This is a genomic window from Micromonospora sp. DT229 (genome assembly GCF_049844505.1).
GTDB lineage: Bacteria > Actinomycetota > Actinomycetes > Mycobacteriales > Micromonosporaceae > Micromonospora.
Map to the genome: position 1 here is coordinate 223,108 of NZ_JBNCLD010000005.1, position 24,072 is coordinate 247,179.

A 24,072-nucleotide genomic window follows, 5' to 3' on the forward strand; every position below is an offset into this window, starting at 1 on the left:
ATGACCGGGCAGTGGGCGACGCCCCCCGACGGCATCGTGGCGGGTTATCTGGCGGCGGTGGCGAGGCAGTCCGGCGGCCTGCCGGACAGCTACCCGCTGCCGCGCGACAAGCGGTACCCGGAGAGCCGACGGTGGCTGCTGCGCTGGCCGGGGCCGGGCGCTGCGCCGCTGGGTGGTACCCCCGTCGACCGGCTCAGCGCCCTGCTGCTCGGGCACGCGCCCCGCCGACTGGAGTTGGTCACCAACGCCGCCTTCGCCGCGATGAACGGACGGCCGAGCACTGTCGCCCCGTTCACCCGGCTGCTACCGCTGTGGTTCACCGCCCGACGCGGGGTGCCCTCCGGCGGCGCGTTCCATCCGGCCGAACTGTATGTCGTCTGGGGTGGTGCCGCCGGACTACCGGCGGGGGTATACCACCACGATCCGGCCCACCACGCGCTGGAACTGATCCGCCCCGGCGCCTCGGCCGCCGACTTGGATCTCCTGCTCGGTGACACCGGTCCGCAGCCGCGTCATGCGCTGGTGTTGACCTGCCGGGTGTGGAAGAACGCCGGCAAGTACCGGAGCTTCGGCTACCAGTTGTCCCTGATGGACACGGGTGTGTTGCTGGGCCAGCTCGCCGGATCATCCCTGGCCAGCCGGGTCCGCCTGCTTCGCCGCCCGGCACCGGTCGACGCCCTGCTCGGGCTCGACGGCGAAGTGGAGACCGCCGTGGCGGTTCTCGAACTACCGGCCACCGCCCTCGGCGAGGCCGCCGCATCCGCCCTGTCGGTGCCGGAAACCGAGCCGCTGCCGACCGGCGTACTCCCGGCTCCGGGGGGCCTGGACGGCGACTGGAGCAACCGGCCGGAAGCCGACCTCGCCGTCATCGCCCTCCACCAGGCGATCCGCTCCGGCACCGAGCCGCTCCCGGCACCGGAAGCGGGCCGCCCGGCGGCATCGGAGGTCAGCCAACCAACGGCATCGGAGGCGAGTCGCCCGGCAATGCCCGGTTGGGTGCCGGCGGACGGTGAGCCTGCGCCGGTCGAGCTACCGCGACCGGTGGCGCCATCCCGAGCCGCCACCGCCCGCCGGGCGTCGGCCCTCGACCTCGCGCCCGGCCTGACCGTCGGGCAACTCGCCGCCATCTGCGCGTACGCGGGCGGCCATCGACCCGAGGGCGCGCTGGCCGAGTTGACCGGAGACCGGCATCATCCCGCCCTGTGGTGCCTGGTCACACAGGTCGACGGGCTCGCCCCGGGCGGCTACCGGTACGACCGGGAGCGGCACCGGTTGGCGCCCACCGCCCCGGCCACCAGCACGACCGCGGTCGGCAGGCTCAGCGGGCTGAACCCGGTGATGAGCACGGCCGGCGCCAGCCTCTTCGTGGTGGTCGAGGGGCAGCCGTCGATCGACCAGCTCGACCCGGTCGCCCTGCGGGACCTGTACCTGCGTACCGGGGCGACCGTCCAGCTTGCCGCGCTGGCCGCGGCGACCGTCGGAGCGGCCACCCGGCCGTTGGGTGGCTTCGACACACAGGCGGCGACCGAGGCGCTGAGATTACCGCCCGGTGCCGTCCCTCTGCTGCAACTGCTGCTCGGCAGACCGAAACCACGAGCCGGCGCGTTGGCCGTGGCGCTCACGGAGGGAAGTGCGGATGCATGACAGCCAGGTCCCGGTGCTCACCGGGACACCGGAACCGCCAGAGATCCTGGCGACGGTCGCCGAGCAGGGGGTGGTGCTGCTCCGCGACGGCGGATGGCAGCGGGACACCTTCGTGGCGCTCGGCGACGCGCTGATGGAGCCAGTGGCGTACGCGGGTGGCTTCCAACAGGAGCGAGACGTCATCGGCGGCGACCGCACCACCACCTCGGTCACCCGGGGCACCATGGGGATGCCGCTGCACCGCGAGGCCTCCTACGGGCCGGGCTCGCCCGACCTGCTCACCTTCCTCTGCGAGCGGCCGGCCGATGACGGCGGCCGGACCACGCTCTGCGACGGCGTGGCCCTGCTCAACGCGCTACCGGACGAGGTGCGTGCCGAGTGTGAGCAGATGGAGATCGTCTGGGAGAACACGCTGCCCGCCGAGGACTGGCAGCGCACCTTCGACACCGACGACCCGGAGACCGTCCGACCGGCGCTGCGCCAGTGGGAGCCGTACCTGCGGCCGTGGGAGTCGCTCGGCGTGCACACCGCCGGCACCGCGCTGGTCATCGGCTTCGGCACCCGGTGTACGCCGCCGACGCGCTTCGGCGGCGTACCGGCGTTCTGCAACTCGCTGTTCGTCAGTCGGCCGGACGAGGACGAATACCACGACCAGCGGCTGCGGGTGCGTACCGCGGCGGGCGCACCGGTGCCGGCGCGGCTGCTGTCGATCGCGGCAGAGGTGGCGCAACGGTTGACGGTCGCGGTGCCCTGGCAGGCCGGCGACGTTCTGATCGTCGACAACTCCCGCTACCTGCACGGCCGGCAGTCGTTCACCGACACTGGCCGCTCGGTGATGGTCCGGATGGGACACCTGCACCAGAAGGAGGAGGCATGAGGGCGAAGCTCCGCGACGACCTGCTCTACGTGGCGGTCGAGGACGGCGTCTACCTGGAGACCGGCCGGAGCAGCACCGAGATTACCGGCGGTTCCGCGTACCAGTTGGTCGCGCAGCTCGCCCCGCACCTGGATGGCAGCCGTACGCTCGAAGAGCTGACCGGCGGCCTGCCACCGGCCCAGCAGCGGGTGGTCGCCGACATGGTCGGCATGCTGGTCCGCCGCGGCCTCGCCCGTGATCTGGACGCCGAGCCGCCGCACGGCCTGCTGGACTGGGAACTGGACCGGTACCGGCAGGCGATCTCGTACGCCGAGCACGTCGCCGACGCTCCGGTGCACCGCTTCGAGGCATTCCGCAACGCCCGGGTGCTGCTCGTCGGCGCCGGGGCGCCGCTGCACAGCCTGGTGCAGACCCTGTTCGACCTGGGGCTGCGGGCTGCGACGTTGATGGAGACCGGTGAGGAGCCGGTCGACGACGAGGCGTACCAGCGGATCCTGGACCGCTGCCGGGACGGCGACCCGACGGTGACCCTGACCCGGGTGCCGGACGCCATGGCGGGACCCGAGGCGGCGTTGACGGCGGTCTTCGGCGGGTTCGACGCGGTGCTGCACTGCACCGGCCGCGAACTGGCGGGCCGCGCCCTGGCGGTGACCCGGGCGGCTCGGGCCGCCGGAATCCCCGCCCGGCACGCGGTACCGAACGGCGACGCCGTCTGGGTCGGGCCGAGCAGCGGCGGCGTCACCGCCGGTTGCTGGGAGTGTGGCGTACGCGCCGCCCACGGCGCGGGCCCGGCCGGTGCCCCGCTCGCCCTGCTGGATCGGCCGGAGCAGCGGTCGGAGCAGCTGAGCGCCCCGATGGCCGCGCTGATTGGCGGGATTCTGGGCTTCGTCCACTTCCGTGCCGCGATCGGCGGACCGGGTGCCGCACCGAACACGATGACCCGCCTCGACCTGGAATCCGGCCGGACCAGTGAGCACCCACTCGCGGCACACCCGCGCTGCGGCAGCTGCGCCGAGCGGACCGCACCGACGCCGCTCGCCGAGCGGGTGGCCGCGGTCGCCGGCCGGACGCCGATTGATCCGGACACCTTCGCGACCCGGGTGATGGCCGTGATCGACAGGCGGCTCGGACCGGTCATCGAGGTCGGCACCGGCGAGTATTCCCAACTCTCGGTGAGCTGTCTGACCGCGACCGTCGCCGACCTGACCGGCGCGGGAACCGGCCCCCGGGTCGTGACCGCCGTCGGCGGCGACCGCCGGCAGGCCCTCGCCCGCGCCACCGTCGCCGGCCTCGAACTGCTCGCGTCTGAGGCCGCCACCCCCTCGGCCGAGTCCGCGCCGTCGTCCATCGCCGAAGCCACCGACGCGGACGCCTGGTGGGATCCGCTGACCGGAGCCGAGGTGGCGGTGCCCGGCGGGGTGACGTACCCGAGGATCGTGGCCGGCGGTCTCAGCTGGGCGGAGGCCCAGGGCCGGGCCGCGCTGCGGCTGGCGTACGCCACCGCCGGTGAACCTCCGCTGCCCGCAACGGCCGATGCCGGCGGCGAGTGGAGTCGGGACACCTGGCCGACCGCGGTCCGGCACCTCGCCGACGACATGGCCGTCCTCGGTCACGAACTGCACGCCTGGCGGGACGTCTCCGACGTACCGACGGTTTTCGTCGGCACCGGTGACCGCTGGCTGTCGCACGCCTGCGCCACCGACGCCGAGACGGCGCTGGAACTGGCCACCCAGACCGCCGCCGCCCTGCTCACCGACCGCGTCCCGACCGGCACCGACATCGGACCGGACGTCGGCACGGACTCCTGGGACGGCGACCTGGAGACCCTGCTCAAGGGGTTCACCACCGGTGGGCGACGCCTGCTGCTGCGTCCCGTCGACAACCTGCCCGCGCTGCGGGCCGTGCTCCCGTTCATCGTCGAGGCGACCCTCACCGACGGCACCGGAGGAAACCGATGACAAGCACCATCGCGGCGGCCCTGCGTACCCTCGGCGAGGGGGGTGACCTGCACGCGGCGGTGACCGCGCAGCTGGATCCGCAGCACGCGCCGAACCTCGACCTCATCGTGCTCGACCGGCCGGAGACCGACCGGTTGCTCGCCGCCGCGACCGCGGCGCAACAGGCCGGGCGGGACTTCCTCCCCGTCTATCCGACCCCGCGTGGCATCCGGATCGGCCCCTACACCGTCGCCGGTACGCCCGGCTGCCACAGCTGTGTCCAGACCAGGGAACGTCGGGCCCGGACCACCGGCACCCCGCTGCGGTCGGAGCTGTGGAAAGCCCTCTACGCCGACACGGTGCAGCCGCCCTCACCCGTCCTCGCGCCCCCCGTACGGTCGGTGGTGGCCGCCCTGGTCGCCGACGAGGTGGCCCGCGCCGCCGCCGGCACCGGACCTCGGTGCGCCGGTGCGGTGCTGGAGGTGGACACCGCGACTCTGGAGATCAGCCGGCACCGTTTCATCGCCGAGCCGGAGTGCGGCCTCTGCGGCGGCCTGCCCGACGACAGCCCGACGGCGGGCAGCCTGACCCTGGTCTCCCGACCAAAGCGCCGTCCCGACGACTACCGGGCGCGCAGCCTCACCGCCGAGTACGAGCAACTGCTCGACCTGATGGTCGACACCGAGACCGGCCTGCTCTCGACGGTCACCGCCCACCACCACCATCCGATGATCCTGGTCGCGGCGATCGGCGGACCCGTCTGCTGCACCGAACTCTCCGGGTACGGCCGTACCTTCAGTTACCCGGCCAGCGTGGCGGTCGCCATCGCCGAGGCCCTGGAACGCTTCGCCGGCACCCTGCCCCGGGCCCGGCGCACCTGCGTCACCGCCTCCTTCCGGGAACTGGGACCGGAGCGGGCCGTCGACCCGGTGACCCTGGGACTGCCCCCGGAGCCGTCGACCCACGGCGCCGTCCGATACCACCCGGACCTGCCGGTCGAGTGGGTGTACGGCTACTCGTTCCGGCGCGGCGGCCCGGTGCTGGTGCCGGAGACCTTCGCCTACTACGGCGCCCATCAGACCACCTTCGGTGGGGAGAGCTCGAACGGTTGCGCCCTGGGCGGGACGATGGAGGAGGCCATCCTGCACGGCATCTTCGAGATCGCCGAGCGGGACGCCTTCCTGGCCACCTGGTACGCCCGACTTCCGGTGCCCCGGATCGACCCGATGACCTCCGCCGACCCGATGACCCGGCTGCTGGTGCAGTGGCTGGAGCGGACCACCGGCAGCCGGCTGCACGTCTTCGACATCACCATGCCGGAGCAGATCCCCTCGCTGTGGTTGATGCTGGTCGACGAGGAAGGCCGGCCGGGACACCCGAAGGCGTTCTGTGGGGCCGGCGCCCACCTGGACCCCGAGCGGGCGCTCTGGTCCGGGCTGGTCGAGCTGGCCAGCGTCGCCGACGCGACCAGGCAGGAGGTCGCCGCGGACACCACGGCGCCGCGCATGGTCGCCGACCCGGAACTCGTGGTGCGGATGGAGGACCACCTGCTGGTGGCCGCCGCGCCGGAGAGCTGGCACCGGTTCGACTTCCTCTACCAGCGGGACGAGATCCTGTCGATGGAGCAGGCATTCCCGGTCGCCGACCGCCACCAACCGGCCGACGACCTGCTCGACGACCTGAACAGGGTGGTCGACCGCTACCTCGGCGAGGGCTACGACGTGGTGGTGGTGGACCAGACCGCCGTCGAGCAGGCCACGGTCGACCTGACCGCCGTGCGGGTGATCGTGCCGGGGTTTCTGCCGATGGTGTTCGGGCACCGCAACCGTCGGGTCGACCTGCCCCGGTTGCGTGACCTCCCGGTCCGACTCGGCTACCGGGACACCCCGCTGGACCCGGCGGAGATCAACCCGTACCCGCACCCCTTCCCGTGACCGGGCCGGGCAGGCGCGCCTGAGCAGGTGGCGCAGGTCATCCCGGTCTCCGGGCGCGGGCCCGATTCGAGTGAGGTCCCTCTGGCTACGCTTGGCAACCGTGCCAGAGGGACACACCATTCACCGCCTGGCGGCCCGGCACGCCGAGCTGTTCGCCGGGGACAAGGTCCTCGCCGCCAGCCCGCAGGGCCGGTTCGCCGAGGGAGCCGCCCTGCTCTCGGGCAGCGTGCTGGAGGGCACCGAGGCGTACGGCAAGCACCTGCTGCACCACTACGCCGGTGAACGGATCCTGCACGTGCACCTCGGCCTGTACGGCAAGGTCACCGACGGTGCGGGTGAGCCGCCGGAGCCGGTGGGGCAGATCCGGCTGAGGTTGACCAGTGACCGGCACTGGTTCGACCTGCGTGGGCCGACCGCCTGCGAACTGCTCACCCCGCCCGAGGCGGCGACGTTACGCGCCCGCCTGGGCCCCGACCCACTGCGCGCCGACGCCGACCCCCAGCGGGCGTACGATCGGATCTCCCGTAGCTCGACCCCGCTGGCGGCGCTGCTGTTGAACCAGTCCGTGGTGGCCGGCACCGGGCTGATCTTCGTGACGGAGGCGCTGTTCCGCGCCGGATTACCGCCTACCCTGCCCGGCCGGGCGTTGACCCGCCCCGACTGGGCGGCCCTCTGGGCCGACCTGGTGGAGCTGATGAGGCCGGCGGTGGCCACCGGCCGGATCGACACCGTCCGCGCCGAACACCTGCCCGAGGCGATGGGCCGCCCGGCCCGGGTGGACCGGCACGGCGGAGAGGTGTACGTGTACCGCCGTCCCGGCCAGCCCTGCCACGTCTGCGCCACCCCGATCAGCAGAGGCACCATCACCGCCCGCAACCTCTACTGGTGCCCCCGCTGCCAGGGGTAGCGAAGGGCACCACCAGCGCCGTACGACCAGCGCTGCGAGGAGTCAGCGGGCCAGGGCCTCGACCGCCTTGCGGGCGGCGACCAGCACCGGATCCCAGACCGGGGCGTACGGCGGGGCGTAGCCGAGATCCAGGGCGGTCATGTCGTCCACCGTCATCCGGTTCCACAGCGCCACCGCCAGGGTGTCGATCCGCTTCGCCGCCTCCGACAAACCGACGATCTGGGCTCCCAGCAGGCGACCACTGGGCCGCTCGGCGATCAGCTTGACCGTCATCGGGCGGGCGCCCGGGTAGTAGCCGGCCCGGCTGGTCGACTCGGCGATCACCGAGACGAACTCGAAACCGGCCGCCTGGGCGTCCTGCTCACGCAGCCCGGTACGCCCCACCTCCAGGTCACAGACCTTGGTCACCGCGGTGCCGATCACCCCGGCGAAGGTGGCGTACCCGCCCCCGATGTTGATGCCGGCGACCCGGCCCTGCTTGTTGGCGTGGGTGCCCAGCGGTACGTGCACCGGCATCCCGCTGACCCGGTGCAGGGTCTCCACACAGTCCCCGGCGGCCCACACCCCGGGCACCCCGAGCACCCGCATCCGGCGGTCCACCCGCAGCCCGCCGGTCGGACCGAGCGGCAGGCCGGCCGCCTCGGCCAGGGCGGTGTTGGGGCGTACGCCGAGGCCCAGGACGACCAGGTCGGTCGGAATCGGGCCGGCGTCGGTCTCCACGGCGGCCACCCGGCCGTCGCGCTCGGACAGCCCGGTGACCTGCACCCCGGTACGGATGTCCACCCCCAGCCCGCGCATCGCGTCGGCGACCAGCCCGGCCATGTCGGGGTCGACCGTGGACATCGGCTGCTCGCCCCGCTCCACCAGGGTGACCGACAGCCCACGCCGCACCAGGGCCTCGGCCATCTCCACCCCGATGTAGCCGCCGCCGACCACCACGGCACGCCGCGGCTGCGGGTCGCGGTCCAGCCACTCGCGCAGCGCCGAGCCGTCGTCCAGGGTCTGCACCCCGAACACCCCGGCGGCCTCGGTCCGCGCCCAGTCCGGCTTGGTCGGTACCGCCCCGGTGGCGTACATCAGGATGTCGAAGGGTTCCCGGACCTCGCCGCCGCTCTCCAGGTCCACCGCGGTCACCTCGCGACGGTCCAGGTCGATCGCGACCACCTCGTGGCGCAGTCGTACGTCGATGTCGTACTTCTCCCGGTGGGTCGCCGGGTCCCGGGCGATCAACTGCTCGGCTTCGGGCACCAGCCCACTGATCCAGTACGGGATCCCACACGCCGAGTACGAGGTGAAGTGTCCCCGCTCGAAGGCGACGATCTCCAGGTCCTGGCGGTCCCGACGCCGTCGGGCCTGGGCGGCGGTCGCCATCCCGGCGGCGTCGCCACCGATGACGATCAAACGTTCGGCCACGGCAACCTCCTGTCAGGCCGGGGTCTCGCCCCGGGTCTGTCGTGCCACCTGCGCCACCACATCCTCCAACCGTCCGGTCCGGGCGTACGTCATCCGCTGCCGCGCCGCGCCGGTGCCGTGCTCGCGCAACCCCTCCAGCAGCCCGGTCACCTCGGCGTGGTCACCGTGGCGTTCCAGGGCCGGCCCGAGCCGCCCGACGAGTTGGTGCAGCAGGTCCCAGGCCGGTCGCAGCTCACCGTTGGTCGGGTCGACCGCCGAGCCCTCCAAACCGTCGTGGGCGGCCCGCCAGTGCGCCCCGACCAGCAGGTGATGGTCGGTGGGCAGGGGTGGCCGACCGGCGGCGATGTCGTCCAGCGCGGTCGCCACCAGGCCCCGGACCAGGGCGGCGACCAGGACGGCGTCGTCCACCGTGGGGCACACGTCACCGATGCGCAGCTCCACCGTCGGGTACTTGGCCGACAGTCGGGCGTACCAGTAGAGCATCCCCTCGTCGAGCATCACCCCGCTGGCGATCAGCTGGCGGATCAACCGTCGGTAGTGCTCGTGGGAGGCCAGGTAGGGGGTCGGGGCCACCGAGGGCCACCGTTCCCACTCGACCGAGCGCCAACTGGCGTAGCCGGTGTCCTCCCCCCGGCTGAACGGCGAGTTGACCGTGACCGCTTGCAGGATCGGCAGCCAGGGGCGTACGTGGTTGAGCACCTGCACCCCGGTGTCGGGGTCGGGCACCCCGACGTGGACGTGCATCCCGTTGTTGCCCGGCCCGGGGACCAGCAGGCGGTACCGCTCCACCATCCGGTCGAAGCGGGGCTTGTCGACCACCGGCGGCACCGGCCCGTCGACCGGTCCGGTGCCGATCGCCAGCAGCCGGGCACCGGCCCGCTCGGCGGCCTCGGCCAGGGCCGAACGCAGCAGGCCCAGGGAGTGCCGGATCGAGGAGAGCTCCACCCCCGGCGGGCTGCCGATCTCGATCTGACTGGTCTGGAACTCGCGCTCCACCTGCCCGCGCAACTCCGGGGGTACCTGCTCCAGTACCTCGTCGACGGCGGGCACCGCTGCCCCGGAGTCCGGGTCGACGAGCAGGAACTCCTCCTCGACACCCACCGTGAGCAGGTCGGCCTGTTCCGCCGGAGGGTTCGGAGCCACCGCAGGCTGCCTGACCATCGCCACCACCGTCCGCACCTCAGCCGGGGCGGTAGGTCCGCACCGGGTCGCGGCGGCAATTACCCGCAGTGGCGGTCCCCGGAAACGCTGCCCGCGCGTGGCGTACGGCTCGTCTCCTGCGGCGTGGCGGCGCGGGGTGGCGGCGCGGGGTGGCGGCGCGGCGTGGCGGCGCGGGGTGGCGGTGTGGCCCTCGACCGGTCCGGCGCGGACCGGCTCATCGACGTTGACAACTGTCCGGATGGGCCGTACAACTCATCGAGAGAGCGCTCTCTCATCCGTCCGTAGAGAGGCAGACCGATGAACCCTGTCCCGGCGGCCGCGCCCGCCCTGCCCGCCAGACGCCGGCTGCCGCTGGCGTTGGCCCTGCTCATCACCGCCACCACCGGCCTGGCCGGGCTCACCGCGACCGCCGACGCCGCCGTGCCGCCGCCCGCCTCCGGCTGGAGCCTGGTCTGGAGCGACGACTTCACCGGTGCCGCCGGCACCCTGCCCTCCGCCGGCAACTGGATCATCGACACCGGCACCAGCTACCCGGGCGGCCCGCCGAACTGGGGCACCGGCGAGATCCAGACGTACACCAACAGCACCGCCAACATCAGCCACGACGGTGCCGGCAACCTGCGGATCACCCCGCTGCGCGACGGGGCCGGCAACTGGACCTCGGCCCGGATCGAGACCGTCCGCAGCAACTTCAAGGCCCCGGCCGGCGGGGTGCTGGCCATCGAGGGCCGCATCCAGATGCCCAACGTCACCGGTGCTGCCGCCTCCGGCTACTGGCCGGCGTTCTGGGCGCTCGGCTCCCCGTACCGGGGCAACTACCAGAACTGGCCCGGCATCGGTGAGTTCGACGTGATGGAGAACGTCAACGGGCTCAACACGGTGTGGGGGGTGCTGCACTGCGGGGTGGCCCCCGGCGGGCCCTGCGACGAGTTCAACGGCATCGGCGCCTCCCGGGCCTGCCCGGGCAGCACCTGCCAGTCTGCCTTCCACACCTACCGATTCGAGTGGGACGCCTCGGTCAGCCCACAACAACTGCGCTGGTACGTCGACGGGCAGCTCTACCACACCGTCAGCCAGAGCCGGGTCGGTGAGCCGTACTGGTCCCAGATGACCAACCACGCCGGTTACTTCCTGCTGCTCAACGTGGCGATGGGTGGGGCCTTCCCGAACGGGGTGGCCGGCAGCACCACCCCCACCTCGGCGACCGTGCCCGGTCGGCCCATGCTGGTCGACTACGTGGCCGTCTACAGCCGAGGAGGCGGCAGCACCCCACCGCCGACGACTCCGCCGCCCACCACCCCGCCGCCCGGTGGGGTGCGGGACGCGTACGCGACCATCCAGGCCGAGTCGTTCGACGCCCAGAACGGTGTGCTCGTGGAGGCCTGCTCCGAGGGCGGGCAGAACATCGGCGCGCTGCGCAACGGCGACTGGGTGCGCTACGACAACGTCGAGTTCGGCTCCAACGGGCCGCGTGACTTCGTGGCCCGGGTCGCCTCCGGCGCGGCGGGCGGGGTCAGTGGCCTGGTCGAGGTGCGACTGGACAGCCCGACCGGTACGCCGATCGGCAGCTTCGCCATCGCGAACACCGGCGGCTGGCAGAGCTGGCGATCCGTGCCGGGCAATGTGTCCTCGGTGACCGGGCGCCGCACGGTCTATCTGACCTTCAGCAGCGGCCAGCCCAACGACTTCGTCAACGTCAACTGGTTCCACTTCCGCCGCTGACCCACCAGCAAGCCCCCCTCCCACCCCACCCTCCCCCCACCCGCCCCGCCCCCTCGCTCCGCGATCTTGCACTTTCGGTCGCTGATACGAGGCTTATATCCCTTATGCCCCGACCAAAAGTGCAAGATCGACGGGCGAGGTGAGGCGGGGCGGGGCGGGGCGGGGCGGGGCGGGGCGGGTGGGGGAGGGGTTAGGGGTGGGTGGGGGTTCGGGGGTGGGTGCGGCGGCGGTGTTTTTTGACGGCCCAGGAGACGATCATCAGGGCGAGGATGGCCAGGATGGCGTAGTCGAACCAGGAGCTGTAGCGGTCGATCTGATCCCAGCGGGAGCCCAGGGCGTAACCCAGGGCGATGAAGATGCCGTTCCACAGGGCGCTGCCCAGGGTGGTGAGGGTGATGAACTCGACCAGGGGCATCCGGTTGGCGCCGGCCGGGATCGAGACCAGGCTGCGGACCACCGGGGCCATCCGGCCGAAGAAGACCGCCCAGCGGCCGTACCGTTCGAACCACCGGTCGGCCTTCTCCAGGTCCTCCAGGTCCACCAGGGGGAGCCGGTCCAGCCAGCGTTTGAGCCGTTCCTCACCGGCTGCGGCGCCCAGCCAGTAGAGCACCAGGGCGCCCAGCACCGAGCCGACAGTGGCCGCCACGGTCACCACCACCACGTTGAACCGGCCCTCCCCGGCCAGGTAGCCGGCCATCGCCAGGACGATCTCACTGGGGATCGGCGGGATGATGCTCTCCAGGGCGACCAGCAGGGCGACACCCAGCGGGCCGGCCGCGTCGATCACCCCGGCCACCCAGCCGGTCAGGCCGCCGACCTGACTGGGGTCGACATCCTGGGCGAGCGCCATGGCGATGCCTCCGTGGGTAGTCGGCGTAGCCTGCCGCGAGCAGACGGCGTACCGACGTTCCTACCCGGTGCGACCCCGGTGGACACCCGGCTTCGGAGTCGTCACTCCTGCGGGTGCAGTGCCGCGTCGGCCGGGCCCTGCCGCCAGCCGCTGAAGCGTACGGTCAGTCCGGCTCGGGTGGGCGAGCAGCAGTAGGGGCCGGCGGCGGCCGGTGCGTCGGCGGGCAACGGGGCCAGCCGGACCAGTTGCCACCCTCCACCGGCCGGGCGGGCGCGTACGGTCAGGGCGTCACCGGCCCGGCTGACCCGTACGGTCACCTCCCGGCCCGCCCACTGCGGCACCGGGGCGACCGACCAGTCGGAGAACTCCCGGGTCACCACCGCGCCGACCTGCGGCTGGCCGTCGCTGACCTCCACCCCGGCCTTCACCCAGTTCCGGTCGTCCACCCGCACCAGCACCCCGGCCTGGTCGAACTGCTCGGCGTAGTCCAGCCGGAAGTCCACCTCCATCGCGCCGCCGACCGGGAGGTCGACGAGCAGGGCCGGGGCGTCGTCGTGCACGAACCCGTAGCTGGTGTGCCGCCACAGGTCACTGCCCGGGCCCGGTTCGACGCGCAGTCCGCCGTCGGCGTCCTCGATCGCCTGCACCGGTCGTCGGTGCCAACTGCCACTGGACCAGTCGATGTCTCGCACCACGGAACCGTAACGGGCCGTCGGGTTTGCCGTGGCCCGGCCGGGGAGAAGGTACGGGGGCATGTCTGACAGGTGGTACTCAGAGGCGGTCGTGTACTGCCTCGACATCGACACCTTCGCCGATTCCGACGGCGACGGGGTGGGTGACTTCCAGGGTCTGATCGGTCGCCTCGACTATCTGGCCCGGCTCGGAGTCACCTGCCTCTGGCTCAACCCCATCCATCCCTCACCCAACGAGGACGACGGGTACGACGCCACCGACTTCTACAACGTCGACCCCCGACTCGGCACCCTCGGCGACTTCGCCGAACTGCTGCACCAGGCGAGCAACCGGGGCATCCGGGTGATCATCGACCTGGTGGTCAACCACACCTCCAACCAGCACCCCTGGTTCATCTCCGCCCGCTCGTCGCCGGATTCGCCGTACCGGGACTGGTACATCTGGTCCGATCACGAGCCGGCGGACCGGCACCAGGGCATGGTCTTCCCGGGCGAGCAGCACGAGACCTGGACCTACGACCGCACCGCCAAGGCCTGGTACTACCACCGGTTCTACAAGTTCCAGCCCGACCTGAACATCGAGAACCCGAAGGTCCGGGCGGAGATCAAGAAGATCACCTCGTTCTGGCTTCAGCTCGGTGTCTCCGGCTTCCGGATGGACGCGGTGCCGTTCATCATCGAGCGCACCGAGCCCGGCAACCCGGACTCGCCGAAGGACTTCGACTTCCTCACCGACCTGCGCCAGCATGTGCAGTGGCGGCGCGGTGACGCGGTCCTGCTGGCCGAGGCGAACGTCGAGCCGGATCAGCTGCCGGCCTTCTTCGGCGACGGCAGCGGCTCGGGCAACCGGATCCACATGCTCTTCGACTTCATGCTCAACGGTCGACTGATGCTCGCCCTGGCCCGCGAGGACCCCGAGGTGATCATCGAGGCGCTGCGGGACACCCCGAAGCTGCCCACCGGCGGCCAGTGGGCGACCTTCCTGCGTAACCACGACGAGATCGACCTGTCCCGGCTCACCGCCGACCAGCGCAACGACGTGTTCGCCAGGTTCGGCCCGGACGAGAACATGCAGTTGTACGGCCGGGGCATCCGCCGTCGGCTGGCCCCCATGCTCGGCAACGACCGTCGGCACATCGAGCTGGCCTACTCCCTGCAGTTCTCGCTGCGCGGTACCCCGGTGCTGCGCTACGGCGAGGAGATCGGGATGGGGGAGGACCTGTCCCTGGAGGGGCGGGACGCCATCCGTACCCCGATGCAGTGGTCCTATCAGGACAATGCCGGCTTCTCCACCGCCGAGCCGGAGAAGCTGATCCGCCCGGTGATCGACAAGGGGGAGTACGGCTACCAGCACGTCAACGTCACTGCCCAGCGCAGGGATCCGCGTTCGCTGCTGGGTTGGTTCGAACGGATGATCCGTACCCTGCGGGAGGCACCGGAGACCGGCTCGGGCAGCACCACCTACATCGACGTACCGATGCCCCCCGGGGTGCTGGCACACCGGGCGGACGGGCCTACCGGGACGATGGTCTTCCTGCACAACCTGGGTACCGAGGACGTCGAGGTCGACCTGAGCATGTTGGCGCCGGAGGCGGACCAGCCGATCGACGTGCTCAGCGACCACAACTACGACGACCTCGGCAAGCTGGACCGGCTCAAGCTGGCCGGCTACGGCTACCGGTGGATCCGGCTCTGCCTGGGCCACGACCGGTAGGCGGGGCGTTCGAGACCGCAGCGAGGCACAGCGAAGGCGGGGCCGGCAACCGTCCGGCCCCGTCTTCACCGGCCCTGATCGGGCGTACGGCTGAGTTAAGCTCCTTCGATCGAGCCCAAGTTACCGGGAGGTAAGCATGTCGGAGGAGCCCCGCGTCGCCATCGTGACCGGAGCCGCGCGCGGCATCGGCGCGGCGACCGCCCGCCGGTTGGCCGCCGACGGCCTGGCCGTCGCCGTGGTCGACATCGAGGAGTCGGCGACGAAGGAAACCGTGGACGCGGTCAACTCGGCCGGCGGCCGGGCCCTCGGGGTGGGCGCGGACGTGTCCGACCGGGCCCAGGTGGAGGCCGCCGTCGACCGGGTCGTCGCCGAGTTGGGCGCCCCGACCGTACTGGTCAACAACGCCGGTGTGCTCCGCGACAACCTGCTGTTCAAGATGACCGACGCCGACTGGGACACCGTCCTGGGCGTACACCTGCGGGGTGCCTTCCTGTTCAGCCAGGCCGCGCAGAAGCACATGGTCGAGGCGAGGTGGGGTCGGATCGTCAACCTCTCCAGCACCTCGGCCCTGGGTAACCGGGGGCAGGCGAACTACGCCGCGGCCAAGGCCGGTATGCAGGGCCTCACCAAGACCCTGGCCATCGAGCTGGGCCCCTTCGGGGTGACCGTCAACGCGGTCGCGCCCGGGTTCATCGTCACCGACATGACCGCCGCCACCGCGGCCCGGATGAAGATCGACTTCGAGGCGATGCAGAAGCACGCCGAGGCGGAGATCCCGGTCCGGCGGGTCGGTCGGCCCGAGGACATCGCCCACACCATCTCGTTCCTGGCCAGCGAGGGCGCGTCCTTCGTCTCCGGCCAGGTGATCTACGTGGCCGGCGGCCCCCGGGACTGACCCCTCAACCGGCCGCTCCGCCGACGTCGGCTCGGCTCTTCCGATGTTAGGAAGGGTCCCTTCCTATGCACCAGGCGTTAAGAAGGGGCCCTTCCTTACCGGGTCTTGTAGAGCCAGGCCAGGCCGAGGACGGGCAGGACCAGCGGGATGTAGCCGTAGCCGCTGCCGAAGCCGGACCAGACCGTCTCGTCCGGGAACAGGTCCGGCCGGGCCAGGCTGAAGGCACCCACCCCCAGCACCCCGATCAGTTCGACGAGACAGCAGGCCAGGGCTACCCGACGGCCGGCGTGCCCAGCCCGGGCCAGGCCCACGGCCGCCACGATGTAGACCACCGCGGCCAGCGCGGAGAGCAGGTACGCCAGCGGGGCCTCGTCGAACCGGGTGACGATCTGCAGGGTGGCGCGGCTGGTGGCGGCGATGGCGAAGATCAGATAGACCGCGATCAGCAGCCGGCCGGGCCCGCTGTTGGTCCGCAGCGGCTGGGCGGTACGCGACTCAGCCACCGAGCACCTCCCAGGTCTGCTGGAGACGTACCACGACCACCGGGGTGACCAGGCAGATCGCGCAGACGATCGCCGAACCCCAGCGGGTCGGTTCCATCCGGGCCAGCACCCCGGCCAGCGGCGGCAGACAGACCAGGGTGACCAGGTAGCCGAAGAAGGCGCCCGGTTCACCGGGCTGGTCGCCACCGGCCAGGGCCACCCCCGTCATGATCGCCAGCCCCAGCAGGGTCAGTTCCAGGACCCCCAGGCCGATCAACTGGATCCAGTCCGGGGGCCGGTGGCGCAGGGTGGCGATCAACGCCCATCCCGCCACCAGCAGGGACAACACGATGGCGGCGACGGCCAGTACGCCGTCGACCGGCGACCCGGCGGCGTTCACCTGAGCCCTCCGGTGCTGGTTCCGATCACCGGCCCACTCTACTAATCCGCGTAGTAAGACGAGTCGGCACGCCCGCCGTACCGCGTGCCGACGCCTCGGCGGGCAGCGGTTAGCGTGGGCGCGGACGAGGGCGGAGGTACCTGTGATGCGGTTCGGGTTGTTCGGTACGGGGCACTGGGCGGCCCAGACGCACGGGGCGGCACTGGACGCGCACCCCAGGGCGGAGTTGGTCGGGGTGTGGGGGCGCAACCGGGACCGGGCCGCCGCGCTGGCCACCCGGTACGGCGTACCGGCCTTCGGCGAGGCGGAGGCGTTGATCGAGGCGTGTGAGGCGGTCGCCGTGGCGCTGCCCCCGGACGTGCAGGCGGAGATCGCCGTACGGGCCGCCTCCGCCGGACGTCACCTGCTGCTGGACAAGCCCCTGGCGTTGACCCTCGCCGACGCCGACCGGGTGGTGGATGCGGCCACCCGCTCGGGCGTGGCCTCGGTGGTCTTCTTCACCGGCCGGTACCACCCGGAGGTGGCCGGTTTCGTCGCCGCGGCGGCGGCTGCCGGTGGCTGGCACACCGCCCGGGTGATCCGCTTCGCCTCGATCTTCCAGTCCGGCAGCCCGTACGCCCAGTCGGCCTGGCGGCGCGAACGCGGTGCCCTGTGGGACGTCGGCCCGCACGCTCTGGCGGTCCTGCTGCCGGTGCTGGGCCGGGTGACCCGGGTGGCGGCCGGCGACGGGGTGGGTGGCCTGGTGCATCTGCTGCTCACCCACTCCGGCGGTGCCACCAGCACGGTGTCGCTGAGCCTGGACGCCCCGCCCGCCGCGGTGGCGGCGGAGTTCACCTTCTACGGGACGAACGGCATCGAAACCCTGCCGTCAGCGGGCGCCTCCGCGGCGACCGCCTTCGGGGTGGCGATCGATCAACTACTCGCGGAGGTGGACGCCGGCACCCGGGATCACCGCTGCGACGTGCGGTTCGGCCGGGAGGTGGTCGGGGTGCTCGCCGCCGCGGAGACCGCCCGCACCCTGGGCACCGTCATCGACCTGCCGAACCCCTGATCATCTGCCCCAGGGGACGGGCAGGACGTCGGACAGCTCGGCGGCGGAGCCGATCTGGTCCACCGGCAGGGCCCGTACGGCCTGCAACTGTTCGGTGCTGGCGCCGTTCTCCTGGCACCAGCGGATCAGGTCCTCGCGGGAGACCGGATACTCCAGCCCCGCCAGGTACTCCGGTAGGGCGCCGCCGCGGTCGGTCATACCGTGCGTTCTACCCACCCGAGTGCCCCGGCACACCACCGGAGCACCCTCGCGTTTGCCCGTGCGGGTCCCGGGTAGCCGCAGGCATGCTGGTACAGCGGCTCGGTGCGCCGAGCGACCTCGACCCGTTGCTGGAGCGAGCCCGGGACGCTCGGGTGGTGATGATCGGGGAGGCGACGCACGGCAGCCACGACTACTACCGCATCCGGGAGCAGCTCACCCGGCGGCTGATCGCCGAGTGCGGGTTCGACTTCGTCGCGGTGGAGGGGGACTGGCCCGACTGCGACCGGGTGCACCGCTGTGTGGTCGGCGCGGCGGGCGGCGCGGTCGATCCGCTGGTGGCCCTGAAGCGGTTCGAACGCTGGCCGACCTGGATGTGGGCCAACGGCGAGGTGGCCCGGTTCTGCAGTTGGCTGCGGGCGTGGAACGTCGAGCGGGTCGAGGCCTCCCGGGTGGGCTTCCACGGCCTGGACGTCTACAGCCTGTGGGAGTCGATGCAGGCGATCTTCGATTACCTGGGCGAGGAGGACCCGGCGTCGCTGGAGGCCGCCCAGGAGGCGTACCGGTGCTTCGAGCCGTACGGCAAACGGGTCGAGGAGTACGGCCTGGCCAGCCGGTTCGTCTCCGCCCGCTGCGAGCAGGAGGTGGTACGGCTGCTGGCGCGTACCCGGCAGATCGCCGCCACGGACGGGCCGGACGCCTTCTCGGCCTGGCAGAACGCGGAGGTGGTGGCCGGCGCGGAACGCTACTACCGGGAGATGGTCGCCGGTGGTCCGGGGTCCTGGAACGTGCGGGACAGCCACATGGCCGACACCCTGGATCGACTGCTGGAGCGCTACGGGCCGGACGCCCGGGGGGTGGTGTGGGCGCACAACACCCACATCGGTGACGCGCGGGCGACCGACATGGCCGCCGACGGGATGCTGAACATCGGCCAGTTGGCACGGGAACGGTACGGCGCCGACGAGGTGGTGCTGATCGGCTTCGGGGGGTGGCGGGGCTCGGTGATCGCGGCACCCAAATGGGGCTCGCCGGCCGAGCCGATGGTCGTACCGCCCGCGCGGGCCGGTTCGGTGGAGGATCTGCTGCACCAGCTCATGCCGAAGCGGGCGGTGCTGGTCTTCGACGGCCCCGGCCAGCCGGGCTGGGTCACCGACACCCTCGACCACCGGGCCATCGGGGTGGTGTACGACCCCACCTTCGAGTCGTGGGGCAACTACGTGCCGACCCGGCTGGGGCAGCGGTACGACGCCTTCATCTGGTGCGACGAGACGACCGCCCTGCATCCCCTGCCCGCCCTGACCACCCCCGGGGAGATGGAGACGTACCCGGCCGGGGTGTGACGCCCTGCCGGGTACCCGGGACGTTAATAGGGGCCCCCTGCTATACGCGAGGCGTTAACAGGGGGCCCTTCCTTACACCGTGGGCTTGCTGTCGAGTTGGGCGCGCAGCTTCTCGCCCTCGATGTCGACATTGGGCAGTACCCGGTCCAGCCAGCGCGGCAGCCACCAGGCGGACTTGTTGAGCAGGGACATCACCGCCGGGACGATGGTCATCCGGACCACGAAGGCGTCGATCGCCACCCCGATGGCCAGCGCGAAGCCCATCGACTTGATCACCGGGTCGTCGAGGAAGACGAAGCCACCGAAGACCGCGGTCATGATCAGTGCGGCGGCGGTGACCACCCGGGCGCCGTGCCCCATCCCGTTGATGGTGGCCTGCTGGGCGGTGTCACCGTGGACGAAGTCCTCCCGCATCCGGGAGACCAGGAAGACCTCGTAGTCCATGGCCAGGCCGAACAGGATGCCGATCAGCAGGATCGGCAGGAAGCTGATCAGGGGGCCCGGGGTGTCCAGGCCGACCAGGTCGGCCAGGTGGCCCTGCTGGAACACCGCCACCGTGATGCCGAAGGTGGCGGCGACGGTGAGCAGGAAGCCCAGCGCGGCCTTGACCGGCACCAGCAGCGAGCGGAACACCAGCATCAGCAGCAGGATCGACAGCCCGACCACCAGGCCCAGGTAGATCGGCATGGCGTCGGAGAGCTTCTCCGAGATGTCGATGCCGACAGCGGTCACGCCGGTCAGCAGTACCTCGGCACCGGGCACCTCGGCCACGGCGTCGCGGATGTCGTGCACCATCGTCTCGGTGGCCGGGTCGGTCGGACCGGTCTGCGGGATCACTCCCAGCAGGGCGGTCTTGCCGTCCGGGCTCAACTGCGGCGGGGCCACCGCGAGCACGTTCTCGGTGCCCTGGACGAGGTTGGTCACCTGCGGGATCGCCGCGGCGGTGGACTGGGCGTCGTCCCCGGCCACGACGACCGCGAGCCGACCGGTGAAGCCGGGCCCGAAGCCCTCGGTGATCAGGTCGTTGGAGACCCGGGCGGCGGAGCCGGCCGGCGCGGTGCCGGCGTCCGGCAGGGCCAGCCGCATGTCCGGCGCGGGCAGCGCCAGCAACCCCAGCCCGAGCACCCCGACCAGGATCACCGGAATGCGGAACTTGGTGACCAGCCGGGCCCAGCGGAACCCGAAGGCCGAGCGGTCCTCACCGGCCAGGGTGGCCGCCTCCGGTGCCGCGTGGTCGGTCGAGGCGCTGCCGGCGCCCTCGGTGGTCCGGGAGCTGTCCTCGGTCGTCACCGGGACCACGGAGCGCAGCCGTCGGGGCAGCACCCGGCCCCCGGCGAAGCCCAGCAGGGCCGGCTGGAGGGTGATCGCCACCAGCACCGCGACGGTCACCGTGCCGGCGGCGGCCAGACCCATGACGGTCAGGAACGGGATGTTCACCACCGCCAGGCTGGCCAGGGCGATGACCACGGTGGCTCCGGCGAAGACCACCGCCGAGCCGGCGGTGCCGACCGCCCGGCCCACGGCCTCGTCGGCGGGTAGCCCGTCGAGCAGGTTCTGCCGGTATCGGGAGGTGATGAACAGCGAGTAGTCGATGCCGACGGCCAGGCCGAGCATCAGCGCCAGGATCGGGGCGGTGCTGGTCAGTTCGACGACGCTGCTGAGGGCGAACAGACCGGCCATGCCGACCCCGACGCCGATCAGGGCGTTGAGCATGGTCATGCCGGCGGCCACCAGCGAGCCGAAGGTGATGATCAGGACGACGAGGGCCACCGCGACACCGATGACCTCGGTGGAACCCACCTCGGGTTCGGCGTTGAGCACCTCACCACCGGGGGCCACCTGCCAGCCCTGGGCCTCCGCCTGGGCGCCGACCTTCTCGTAGGCGTCCCGCTGTTCGTCGGTCACCGTGTCCACGCCGCCGCTGAACTGCACCTGGATCAGGGCGTACTGGCCGTCGGGGGAGACGGCACCGACCTGGAAGGGGTTCACCGCGCCGAGCACCCCGGGCACGGTGCTGGCCTCCTCGGTGACCGTCTGGACCACCGCCTGCCCCTCAGGTGTGCCCAGTTGACCGGGGTTGGGGGCCTTGACGGCGATCGTGCCGGTGGCACCGGCCGCCGCCGGGAACTGCTCGGCCAACAGGTCGATCGCCTGCTGGGACTCCGTGCCGGGCATGGAGAAGTTGCTGGCCGTCGGGCTGCGCAGGGTCGCCGCGGCCAGGCCGAGTCCGACGAGTACGACGAGCCAGATCGCGGCGACGAGTCGCCGCCGGCGCATCGAGCCCCGGCCTAGCCGGTAGAGCAGGGTCGCCATGAGGTCCTTCCCTCAGTGTCAGGTGGTGCAATGGGTCAGCGGGCGGGCTCCAGGGCCCGCCTGAGCAGCGCCAGCAGGGCGGCGCGCAGGTCGTCGTCGGGTATGTCGGCGAACTCGCCGCAGGTCTCGGCGATGCCGGCGAGCAGCACCAGGGCGCAGATCCGCGCGGCGGCCCGCCCGGAGCGCCCGGCCAGGGCCTCGGCCAGCCGTTCGGAGATCTGCTGGATTGGCGCGAAGACGGGCTGTTGCAGCAACTCCGGGAACTCGCCACGGAGCAGGGCGATCTCGGCCCGGAAGCGCACCGCCAGGTCCACGAACCCCTCGGCGGCGACCTGCTGGGCCCGCGCCGGGTCCGGCTGGGCCACGATCTGTTCGTCGAGGGACCGCAACATCTCGATCGCCGGGGCCATCAACTCGGTGAGGATGGCCTCCTTGTTGGCGAAGTGATAGAGAACCGTCGCCTTGGAGCAACCCACCTCGCTGGCGATGTCCTGCAACGAGGTGCCCCGGTAACCGGTGACGCCGAACCGTCGCGCCGCGGCGGCGAGGATCTCGTCATGGGTCTGCGGGGTGGTGCGGGCCATGGCCACCAGAATGCCTGACCGTTCGGTCAGGTGCTGACCGAACGGTCAGATCAGTGGCCTTCCCCACAAACCACGGCCGGAGGATTGGACCTCCGCCGACCTTCTGTCGATCGCCGAGAATCATCATCATGACCAGTTCCCCGGCCCTCCGGGCGGCCACCCTGCGTGCCCTGCACCACCCCGGCGACCCGCTGGTGCTGCCGAACGCCTGGGACGCCGGCTCGGCCCGTGCGGTGGTCGAGGCCGGTTTCCCTGCGGTGGCCACCGCCAGCGCCGCCGTCTCCCGGTCCCTGGGGTACGCCGATGGAGAGGGCACCCCGGTCGGGGAGATGCTTGCCGCGGTCTCCCGGATCACCCGGGCGGTCGAGGTGCCGGTCACCGCCGACCTGGAACGGGGCTACCGGCTGCCCCCGGCCGAGCTGGTGCAACGGCTGCTCGACGCCGGAGCCGTAGGACTGAACCTGGAGGATTCCGACCCGACCGACGGGTGCCTCGTGGACCCGGGGGCCCAGGCCGAGCTGCTGGCCGGGGTGCGGGCGGCGGCCGAGGTCGCCGGGGTGCCGATCGTGATCAACGCCCGGACGGACGTCTTCCTGCGGGCGTACGGTGAGTCGGCCGGACGACTCGACGAGTCGATCCGCCGGGCTCGGCGCTACCTGGCCGCCGGTGCCGACTGTGTCTACCCGATCATGCTCGCCGACCCCGCCGAGCTGCGTATCTTCATCGAGGCGGTGGCGGCGCCGGTGAACGTGCTGGCCCACCCGGCGGCACCCGCCCAGGCCGAGCTGGCCGCCCTCGGAGTGGCCCGGATCAGCTACGGCCCGGCCCTGTACGCGGCCACCTACGCGCACACCGCCGAACTGCTCGCCTCGGTGGCCGCCGGAGACCGGCTCGCCTGAGCATCTGCGTGAGACATCGCTGTGTTGCGATTGACCGCGGGGCGTCGAGCCGGGATGGTGGTCGGGTGAGCGGGGCGGATGAGACTCGGGACGGGGTGGCGCTGACCAACCTGGACCAGCCGTTGTTCGACGGGTCCGGCGCGACCAAGCGTGACCTGGTCGACTACCTCGACGCGGTGGCCGACCGGATCCTCCCGCCGCTGCGTAACCGACCCCTGTCGGTGATCCGGGTACGCCCCGGGCAGCCGCCCTTCATGCAGAAGAACCTGCCCCGCTACACCCCGGACTGGGTACGACGGGTGCCGATCTGGGCCGAGGCCTCCCGGCGGGAGATCTCGTACGCCCTCTGCGACGACCGCCGCACCCTGCTCTGGTTCGCCAACCAGCGGGCGGTCGAGTACCACCCCACCCTGGCCACGACCGATGACCTGGGCCGCCCCACCCACCTGGTGCTGGACCTCGACCCCCCGGAAGGCGACGGTTTCGCCGCCGGGGTGGCCGCCGCCCTGCTGGTCCGGCAGGCCTTGACCGAGGCCGGGTTGGCCGGTGCGGTGAAGACCAGCGGCGCCAAGGGGGTGCACGTGTTCGTCCCGGTGGCACCCGGCCCGGACGCCGAGCAGCTCGCCGCCGCCACCCGGGCGCTGGCCGCCCGGGCGCAACGGCTCGATCCGGCGCTGGCGACCACCGCCTTCATCCGTGAGGACCGGGACGGCAAGGTCTTCATCGACCCCACCCGCACCGGCGGGGCGACCGTCGTCGGCGTCTACAGCCCACGGCTGCGTCCGGAGGTACCGGTCTCCTTCCCGGTGCCCTGGGCGGAGTTGCCGTCGGTGGCCCCGGCGGACTTCACCATTCGTACCGTCCCGGGCCTGCTGGCCCAGGGCGACCCCTGGGCGGAGCTGATGCCGGCACCGCAGTCCCTTCCCGCCGACCTGGTCGAGGAGGGGCGGGCGATCCCGGTGCCGAGGGTGCAGGCCATGCACGAGGGCAGGCGTCGGGCCCGCGCCCGCCGCGCCGCCGCCGACTGAGCAGGCCCCAGCCCTGAGAGGGCTCCGG

The 24,072-nt window shown here is 72.1% G+C and carries 20 protein-coding genes and 1 pseudogene; 12 read left to right on the forward strand and 9 right to left on the reverse strand.

Features of this window, described 5'->3' with window-relative positions; all coding sequences use genetic code 11:
- The 5 genes from ACLQ2T_RS10400 to ACLQ2T_RS10420 all read left to right on the forward strand — a co-directional run bounded on the left by ACLQ2T_RS10400 (position 1) and on the right by ACLQ2T_RS10420 (position 7,299).
- Complete coding sequence (locus ACLQ2T_RS10400) at positions 1-1,644, forward strand: hypothetical protein (protein WP_425765774.1); 1,644 nt, start codon at positions 1-3, stop codon at positions 1,642-1,644.
- Positions 1,637-2,521 (forward strand): TauD/TfdA family dioxygenase, encoded by an 885-nt coding sequence (locus ACLQ2T_RS10405; RefSeq protein WP_425765775.1) that lies wholly within the window; start codon positions 1,637-1,639, stop codon positions 2,519-2,521. Before ACLQ2T_RS10400 ends, ACLQ2T_RS10405 begins: the two co-directional genes overlap by 8 nt.
- A complete protein-coding gene (locus ACLQ2T_RS10410; RefSeq protein ID WP_425765776.1) occupies positions 2,518-4,479 on the forward strand; it encodes a TOMM precursor leader peptide-binding protein in 1,962 nt (653 codons plus the stop codon). The genes ACLQ2T_RS10405 and ACLQ2T_RS10410 overlap by 4 nt, the downstream gene beginning before the upstream one ends.
- Entirely contained in the window at positions 4,476-6,392 is a 1,917-nt protein-coding gene (locus ACLQ2T_RS10415; protein WP_425765777.1) for a TOMM precursor leader peptide-binding protein, read from the forward strand. The genes ACLQ2T_RS10410 and ACLQ2T_RS10415 overlap by 4 nt, the downstream gene beginning before the upstream one ends.
- Before the next feature lie 100 nt (positions 6,393-6,492).
- Positions 6,493-7,299 (forward strand): Fpg/Nei family DNA glycosylase, encoded by an 807-nt coding sequence (locus ACLQ2T_RS10420; protein WP_425765778.1) that lies wholly within the window; start codon positions 6,493-6,495, stop codon positions 7,297-7,299.
- A gap of 42 nt (positions 7,300-7,341) precedes the next feature.
- On the opposite strand, the gene ACLQ2T_RS10425 is transcribed toward ACLQ2T_RS10420, so the two are convergent.
- Together ACLQ2T_RS10425 and ACLQ2T_RS10430 are read right to left on the reverse strand one after the other, a co-directional pair.
- On the reverse strand, positions 7,342-8,712 hold the full coding sequence (locus tag ACLQ2T_RS10425; protein ID WP_425765779.1) for an FAD-dependent oxidoreductase: 1,371 nt from the start codon (positions 8,710-8,712) through the stop codon (positions 7,342-7,344).
- Positions 8,713-8,724: 12 nt separating this feature from the next.
- Positions 8,725-9,873, reverse strand: a complete 1,149-nt coding sequence (locus tag ACLQ2T_RS10430) for a carboxylate-amine ligase (protein ID WP_425765780.1) — start codon at positions 9,871-9,873, stop codon at positions 8,725-8,727.
- Between the two features lie 297 nt (positions 9,874-10,170).
- On the opposite strand from ACLQ2T_RS10430, the gene ACLQ2T_RS10435 reads away from it, so the two are divergent.
- The gene (locus tag ACLQ2T_RS10435; RefSeq protein WP_425765781.1) at positions 10,171-11,595 is read left to right on the forward strand and encodes a carbohydrate-binding protein; all 1,425 of its coding nucleotides are present in this window, start codon (positions 10,171-10,173) and stop codon (positions 11,593-11,595) included.
- A gap of 190 nt (positions 11,596-11,785) precedes the next feature.
- Here ACLQ2T_RS10435 and ACLQ2T_RS10440 read toward each other — a convergent pair whose 3' ends face one another.
- Both ACLQ2T_RS10440 and ACLQ2T_RS10445 read right to left on the reverse strand, forming a co-directional pair.
- Positions 11,786-12,445, reverse strand: coding sequence for a DedA family protein (locus ACLQ2T_RS10440; protein WP_425765782.1), 660 nt, complete (start codon positions 12,443-12,445; stop codon positions 11,786-11,788).
- A gap of 101 nt (positions 12,446-12,546) precedes the next feature.
- Entirely contained in the window at positions 12,547-13,137 is a 591-nt protein-coding gene (locus ACLQ2T_RS10445) for a DUF1349 domain-containing protein (RefSeq protein WP_425765783.1), read from the reverse strand.
- Between the two features lie 61 nt (positions 13,138-13,198).
- On the opposite strand from ACLQ2T_RS10445, the gene ACLQ2T_RS10450 reads away from it, so the two are divergent.
- Positions 13,199-14,851 (forward strand): alpha-amylase family protein, encoded by a 1,653-nt coding sequence (locus ACLQ2T_RS10450; RefSeq protein WP_425765784.1) that lies wholly within the window; start codon positions 13,199-13,201, stop codon positions 14,849-14,851.
- Positions 14,852-14,987: 136 nt separating this feature from the next.
- Positions 14,988-15,746, forward strand: a complete 759-nt coding sequence (fabG, locus tag ACLQ2T_RS10455) for a 3-oxoacyl-ACP reductase FabG (RefSeq protein ID WP_425765785.1) — start codon at positions 14,988-14,990, stop codon at positions 15,744-15,746.
- A 98-nt stretch (positions 15,747-15,844) separates the two neighbouring features.
- On the opposite strand, the pseudogene ACLQ2T_RS10460 reads toward fabG, so the two are convergent.
- Together ACLQ2T_RS10460 and ACLQ2T_RS10465 are read right to left on the reverse strand one after the other, a co-directional pair.
- Positions 15,845-16,249, reverse strand: a pseudogene (locus ACLQ2T_RS10460) (hypothetical protein); the annotation flags it as partial.
- Entirely contained in the window at positions 16,242-16,628 is a 387-nt protein-coding gene (locus ACLQ2T_RS10465; protein ID WP_425765786.1) for a hypothetical protein, read from the reverse strand. The gene ACLQ2T_RS10465 and the pseudogene ACLQ2T_RS10460, both read right to left, overlap by 8 nt.
- Positions 16,629-16,770: 142 nt before the next feature.
- Here ACLQ2T_RS10465 and ACLQ2T_RS10470 point away from each other — a divergent pair, with 142 nt between their 5' ends.
- The gene (locus tag ACLQ2T_RS10470) at positions 16,771-17,679 is read left to right on the forward strand and encodes a Gfo/Idh/MocA family protein (RefSeq protein WP_425765787.1); all 909 of its coding nucleotides are present in this window, start codon (positions 16,771-16,773) and stop codon (positions 17,677-17,679) included.
- Here the strand turns inward: ACLQ2T_RS10470 and ACLQ2T_RS10475 are convergent, their stop codons facing one another.
- Positions 17,680-17,877 carry a DUF2795 domain-containing protein gene (locus ACLQ2T_RS10475; protein WP_425765788.1) on the reverse strand — a complete coding sequence of 66 codons (198 nt, stop codon included), beginning with the start codon at positions 17,875-17,877 and terminating at the stop codon, positions 17,680-17,682.
- Positions 17,878-17,963: 86 nt separating this feature from the next.
- Here ACLQ2T_RS10475 and ACLQ2T_RS10480 point away from each other — a divergent pair, with 86 nt between their 5' ends.
- A complete protein-coding gene (locus ACLQ2T_RS10480; protein WP_425765789.1) occupies positions 17,964-19,220 on the forward strand; it encodes an erythromycin esterase family protein in 1,257 nt (418 codons plus the stop codon).
- A 72-nt stretch (positions 19,221-19,292) separates the two neighbouring features.
- Here ACLQ2T_RS10480 and ACLQ2T_RS10485 read toward each other — a convergent pair whose 3' ends face one another.
- Both ACLQ2T_RS10485 and ACLQ2T_RS10490 read right to left on the reverse strand, forming a co-directional pair.
- The gene (locus tag ACLQ2T_RS10485) at positions 19,293-21,533 is read right to left on the reverse strand and encodes an MMPL family transporter (protein WP_425765790.1); all 2,241 of its coding nucleotides are present in this window, start codon (positions 21,531-21,533) and stop codon (positions 19,293-19,295) included.
- Positions 21,534-21,568: 35 nt separating this feature from the next.
- The gene (locus ACLQ2T_RS10490; protein ID WP_425765791.1) at positions 21,569-22,117 is read right to left on the reverse strand and encodes a TetR/AcrR family transcriptional regulator; all 549 of its coding nucleotides are present in this window, start codon (positions 22,115-22,117) and stop codon (positions 21,569-21,571) included.
- A gap of 128 nt (positions 22,118-22,245) precedes the next feature.
- Between ACLQ2T_RS10490 and ACLQ2T_RS10495 the strand changes: the two genes are divergently transcribed.
- Both ACLQ2T_RS10495 and ACLQ2T_RS10500 read left to right on the forward strand, forming a co-directional pair.
- Positions 22,246-23,016: an isocitrate lyase/PEP mutase family protein gene (locus ACLQ2T_RS10495; protein ID WP_425765792.1), complete on the forward strand. Its 771-nt coding sequence runs from the start codon at positions 22,246-22,248 to the stop codon at positions 23,014-23,016.
- Between the two features lie 65 nt (positions 23,017-23,081).
- Complete coding sequence (locus ACLQ2T_RS10500; RefSeq protein ID WP_425765793.1) at positions 23,082-24,044, forward strand: DNA polymerase domain-containing protein; 963 nt, start codon at positions 23,082-23,084, stop codon at positions 24,042-24,044.
- Positions 24,045-24,072: the final 28 nt, after the last annotated feature.

What these genes read in the sequence shown, in the direction of transcription:
- ACLQ2T_RS10435 (WP_425765781.1), top strand. Translation starts at nt 10,171, where the DNA reads ATGAACCCTGTCCCGGCGGCCGCGCCCGCCCTGCCCGCCAGACGCCGG.
- ACLQ2T_RS10410 (WP_425765776.1), top strand. Translation starts at nt 2,518, where the DNA reads ATGAGGGCGAAGCTCCGCGACGACCTGCTCTACGTGGCGGTCGAGGAC.
- ACLQ2T_RS10495 (WP_425765792.1), top strand. Translation starts at nt 22,246, where the DNA reads ATGACCAGTTCCCCGGCCCTCCGGGCGGCCACCCTGCGTGCCCTGCAC.
- ACLQ2T_RS10415 (WP_425765777.1), top strand. Translation starts at nt 4,476, where the DNA reads ATGACAAGCACCATCGCGGCGGCCCTGCGTACCCTCGGCGAGGGGGGT.
- ACLQ2T_RS10440 (WP_425765782.1), bottom strand. Translation starts at nt 12,445, where the DNA reads ATGGCGCTCGCCCAGGATGTCGACCCCAGTCAGGTCGGCGGCCTGACC.
- ACLQ2T_RS10430 (WP_425765780.1), bottom strand. Translation starts at nt 9,873, where the DNA reads ATGGTCAGGCAGCCTGCGGTGGCTCCGAACCCTCCGGCGGAACAGGCC.
- ACLQ2T_RS10450 (WP_425765784.1), top strand. Translation starts at nt 13,199, where the DNA reads ATGTCTGACAGGTGGTACTCAGAGGCGGTCGTGTACTGCCTCGACATC.
- ACLQ2T_RS10405 (WP_425765775.1), top strand. Translation starts at nt 1,637, where the DNA reads ATGCATGACAGCCAGGTCCCGGTGCTCACCGGGACACCGGAACCGCCA.
- ACLQ2T_RS10490 (WP_425765791.1), bottom strand. Translation starts at nt 22,117, where the DNA reads ATGGCCCGCACCACCCCGCAGACCCATGACGAGATCCTCGCCGCCGCG.
- ACLQ2T_RS10400 (WP_425765774.1), top strand. Translation starts at nt 1, where the DNA reads ATGACCGGGCAGTGGGCGACGCCCCCCGACGGCATCGTGGCGGGTTAT.
- ACLQ2T_RS10475 (WP_425765788.1), bottom strand. Translation starts at nt 17,877, where the DNA reads ATGACCGACCGCGGCGGCGCCCTACCGGAGTACCTGGCGGGGCTGGAG.
- ACLQ2T_RS10485 (WP_425765790.1), bottom strand. Translation starts at nt 21,533, where the DNA reads ATGGCGACCCTGCTCTACCGGCTAGGCCGGGGCTCGATGCGCCGGCGG.
- fabG (WP_425765785.1), top strand. Translation starts at nt 14,988, where the DNA reads ATGTCGGAGGAGCCCCGCGTCGCCATCGTGACCGGAGCCGCGCGCGGC.
- ACLQ2T_RS10480 (WP_425765789.1), top strand. Translation starts at nt 17,964, where the DNA reads ATGCTGGTACAGCGGCTCGGTGCGCCGAGCGACCTCGACCCGTTGCTG.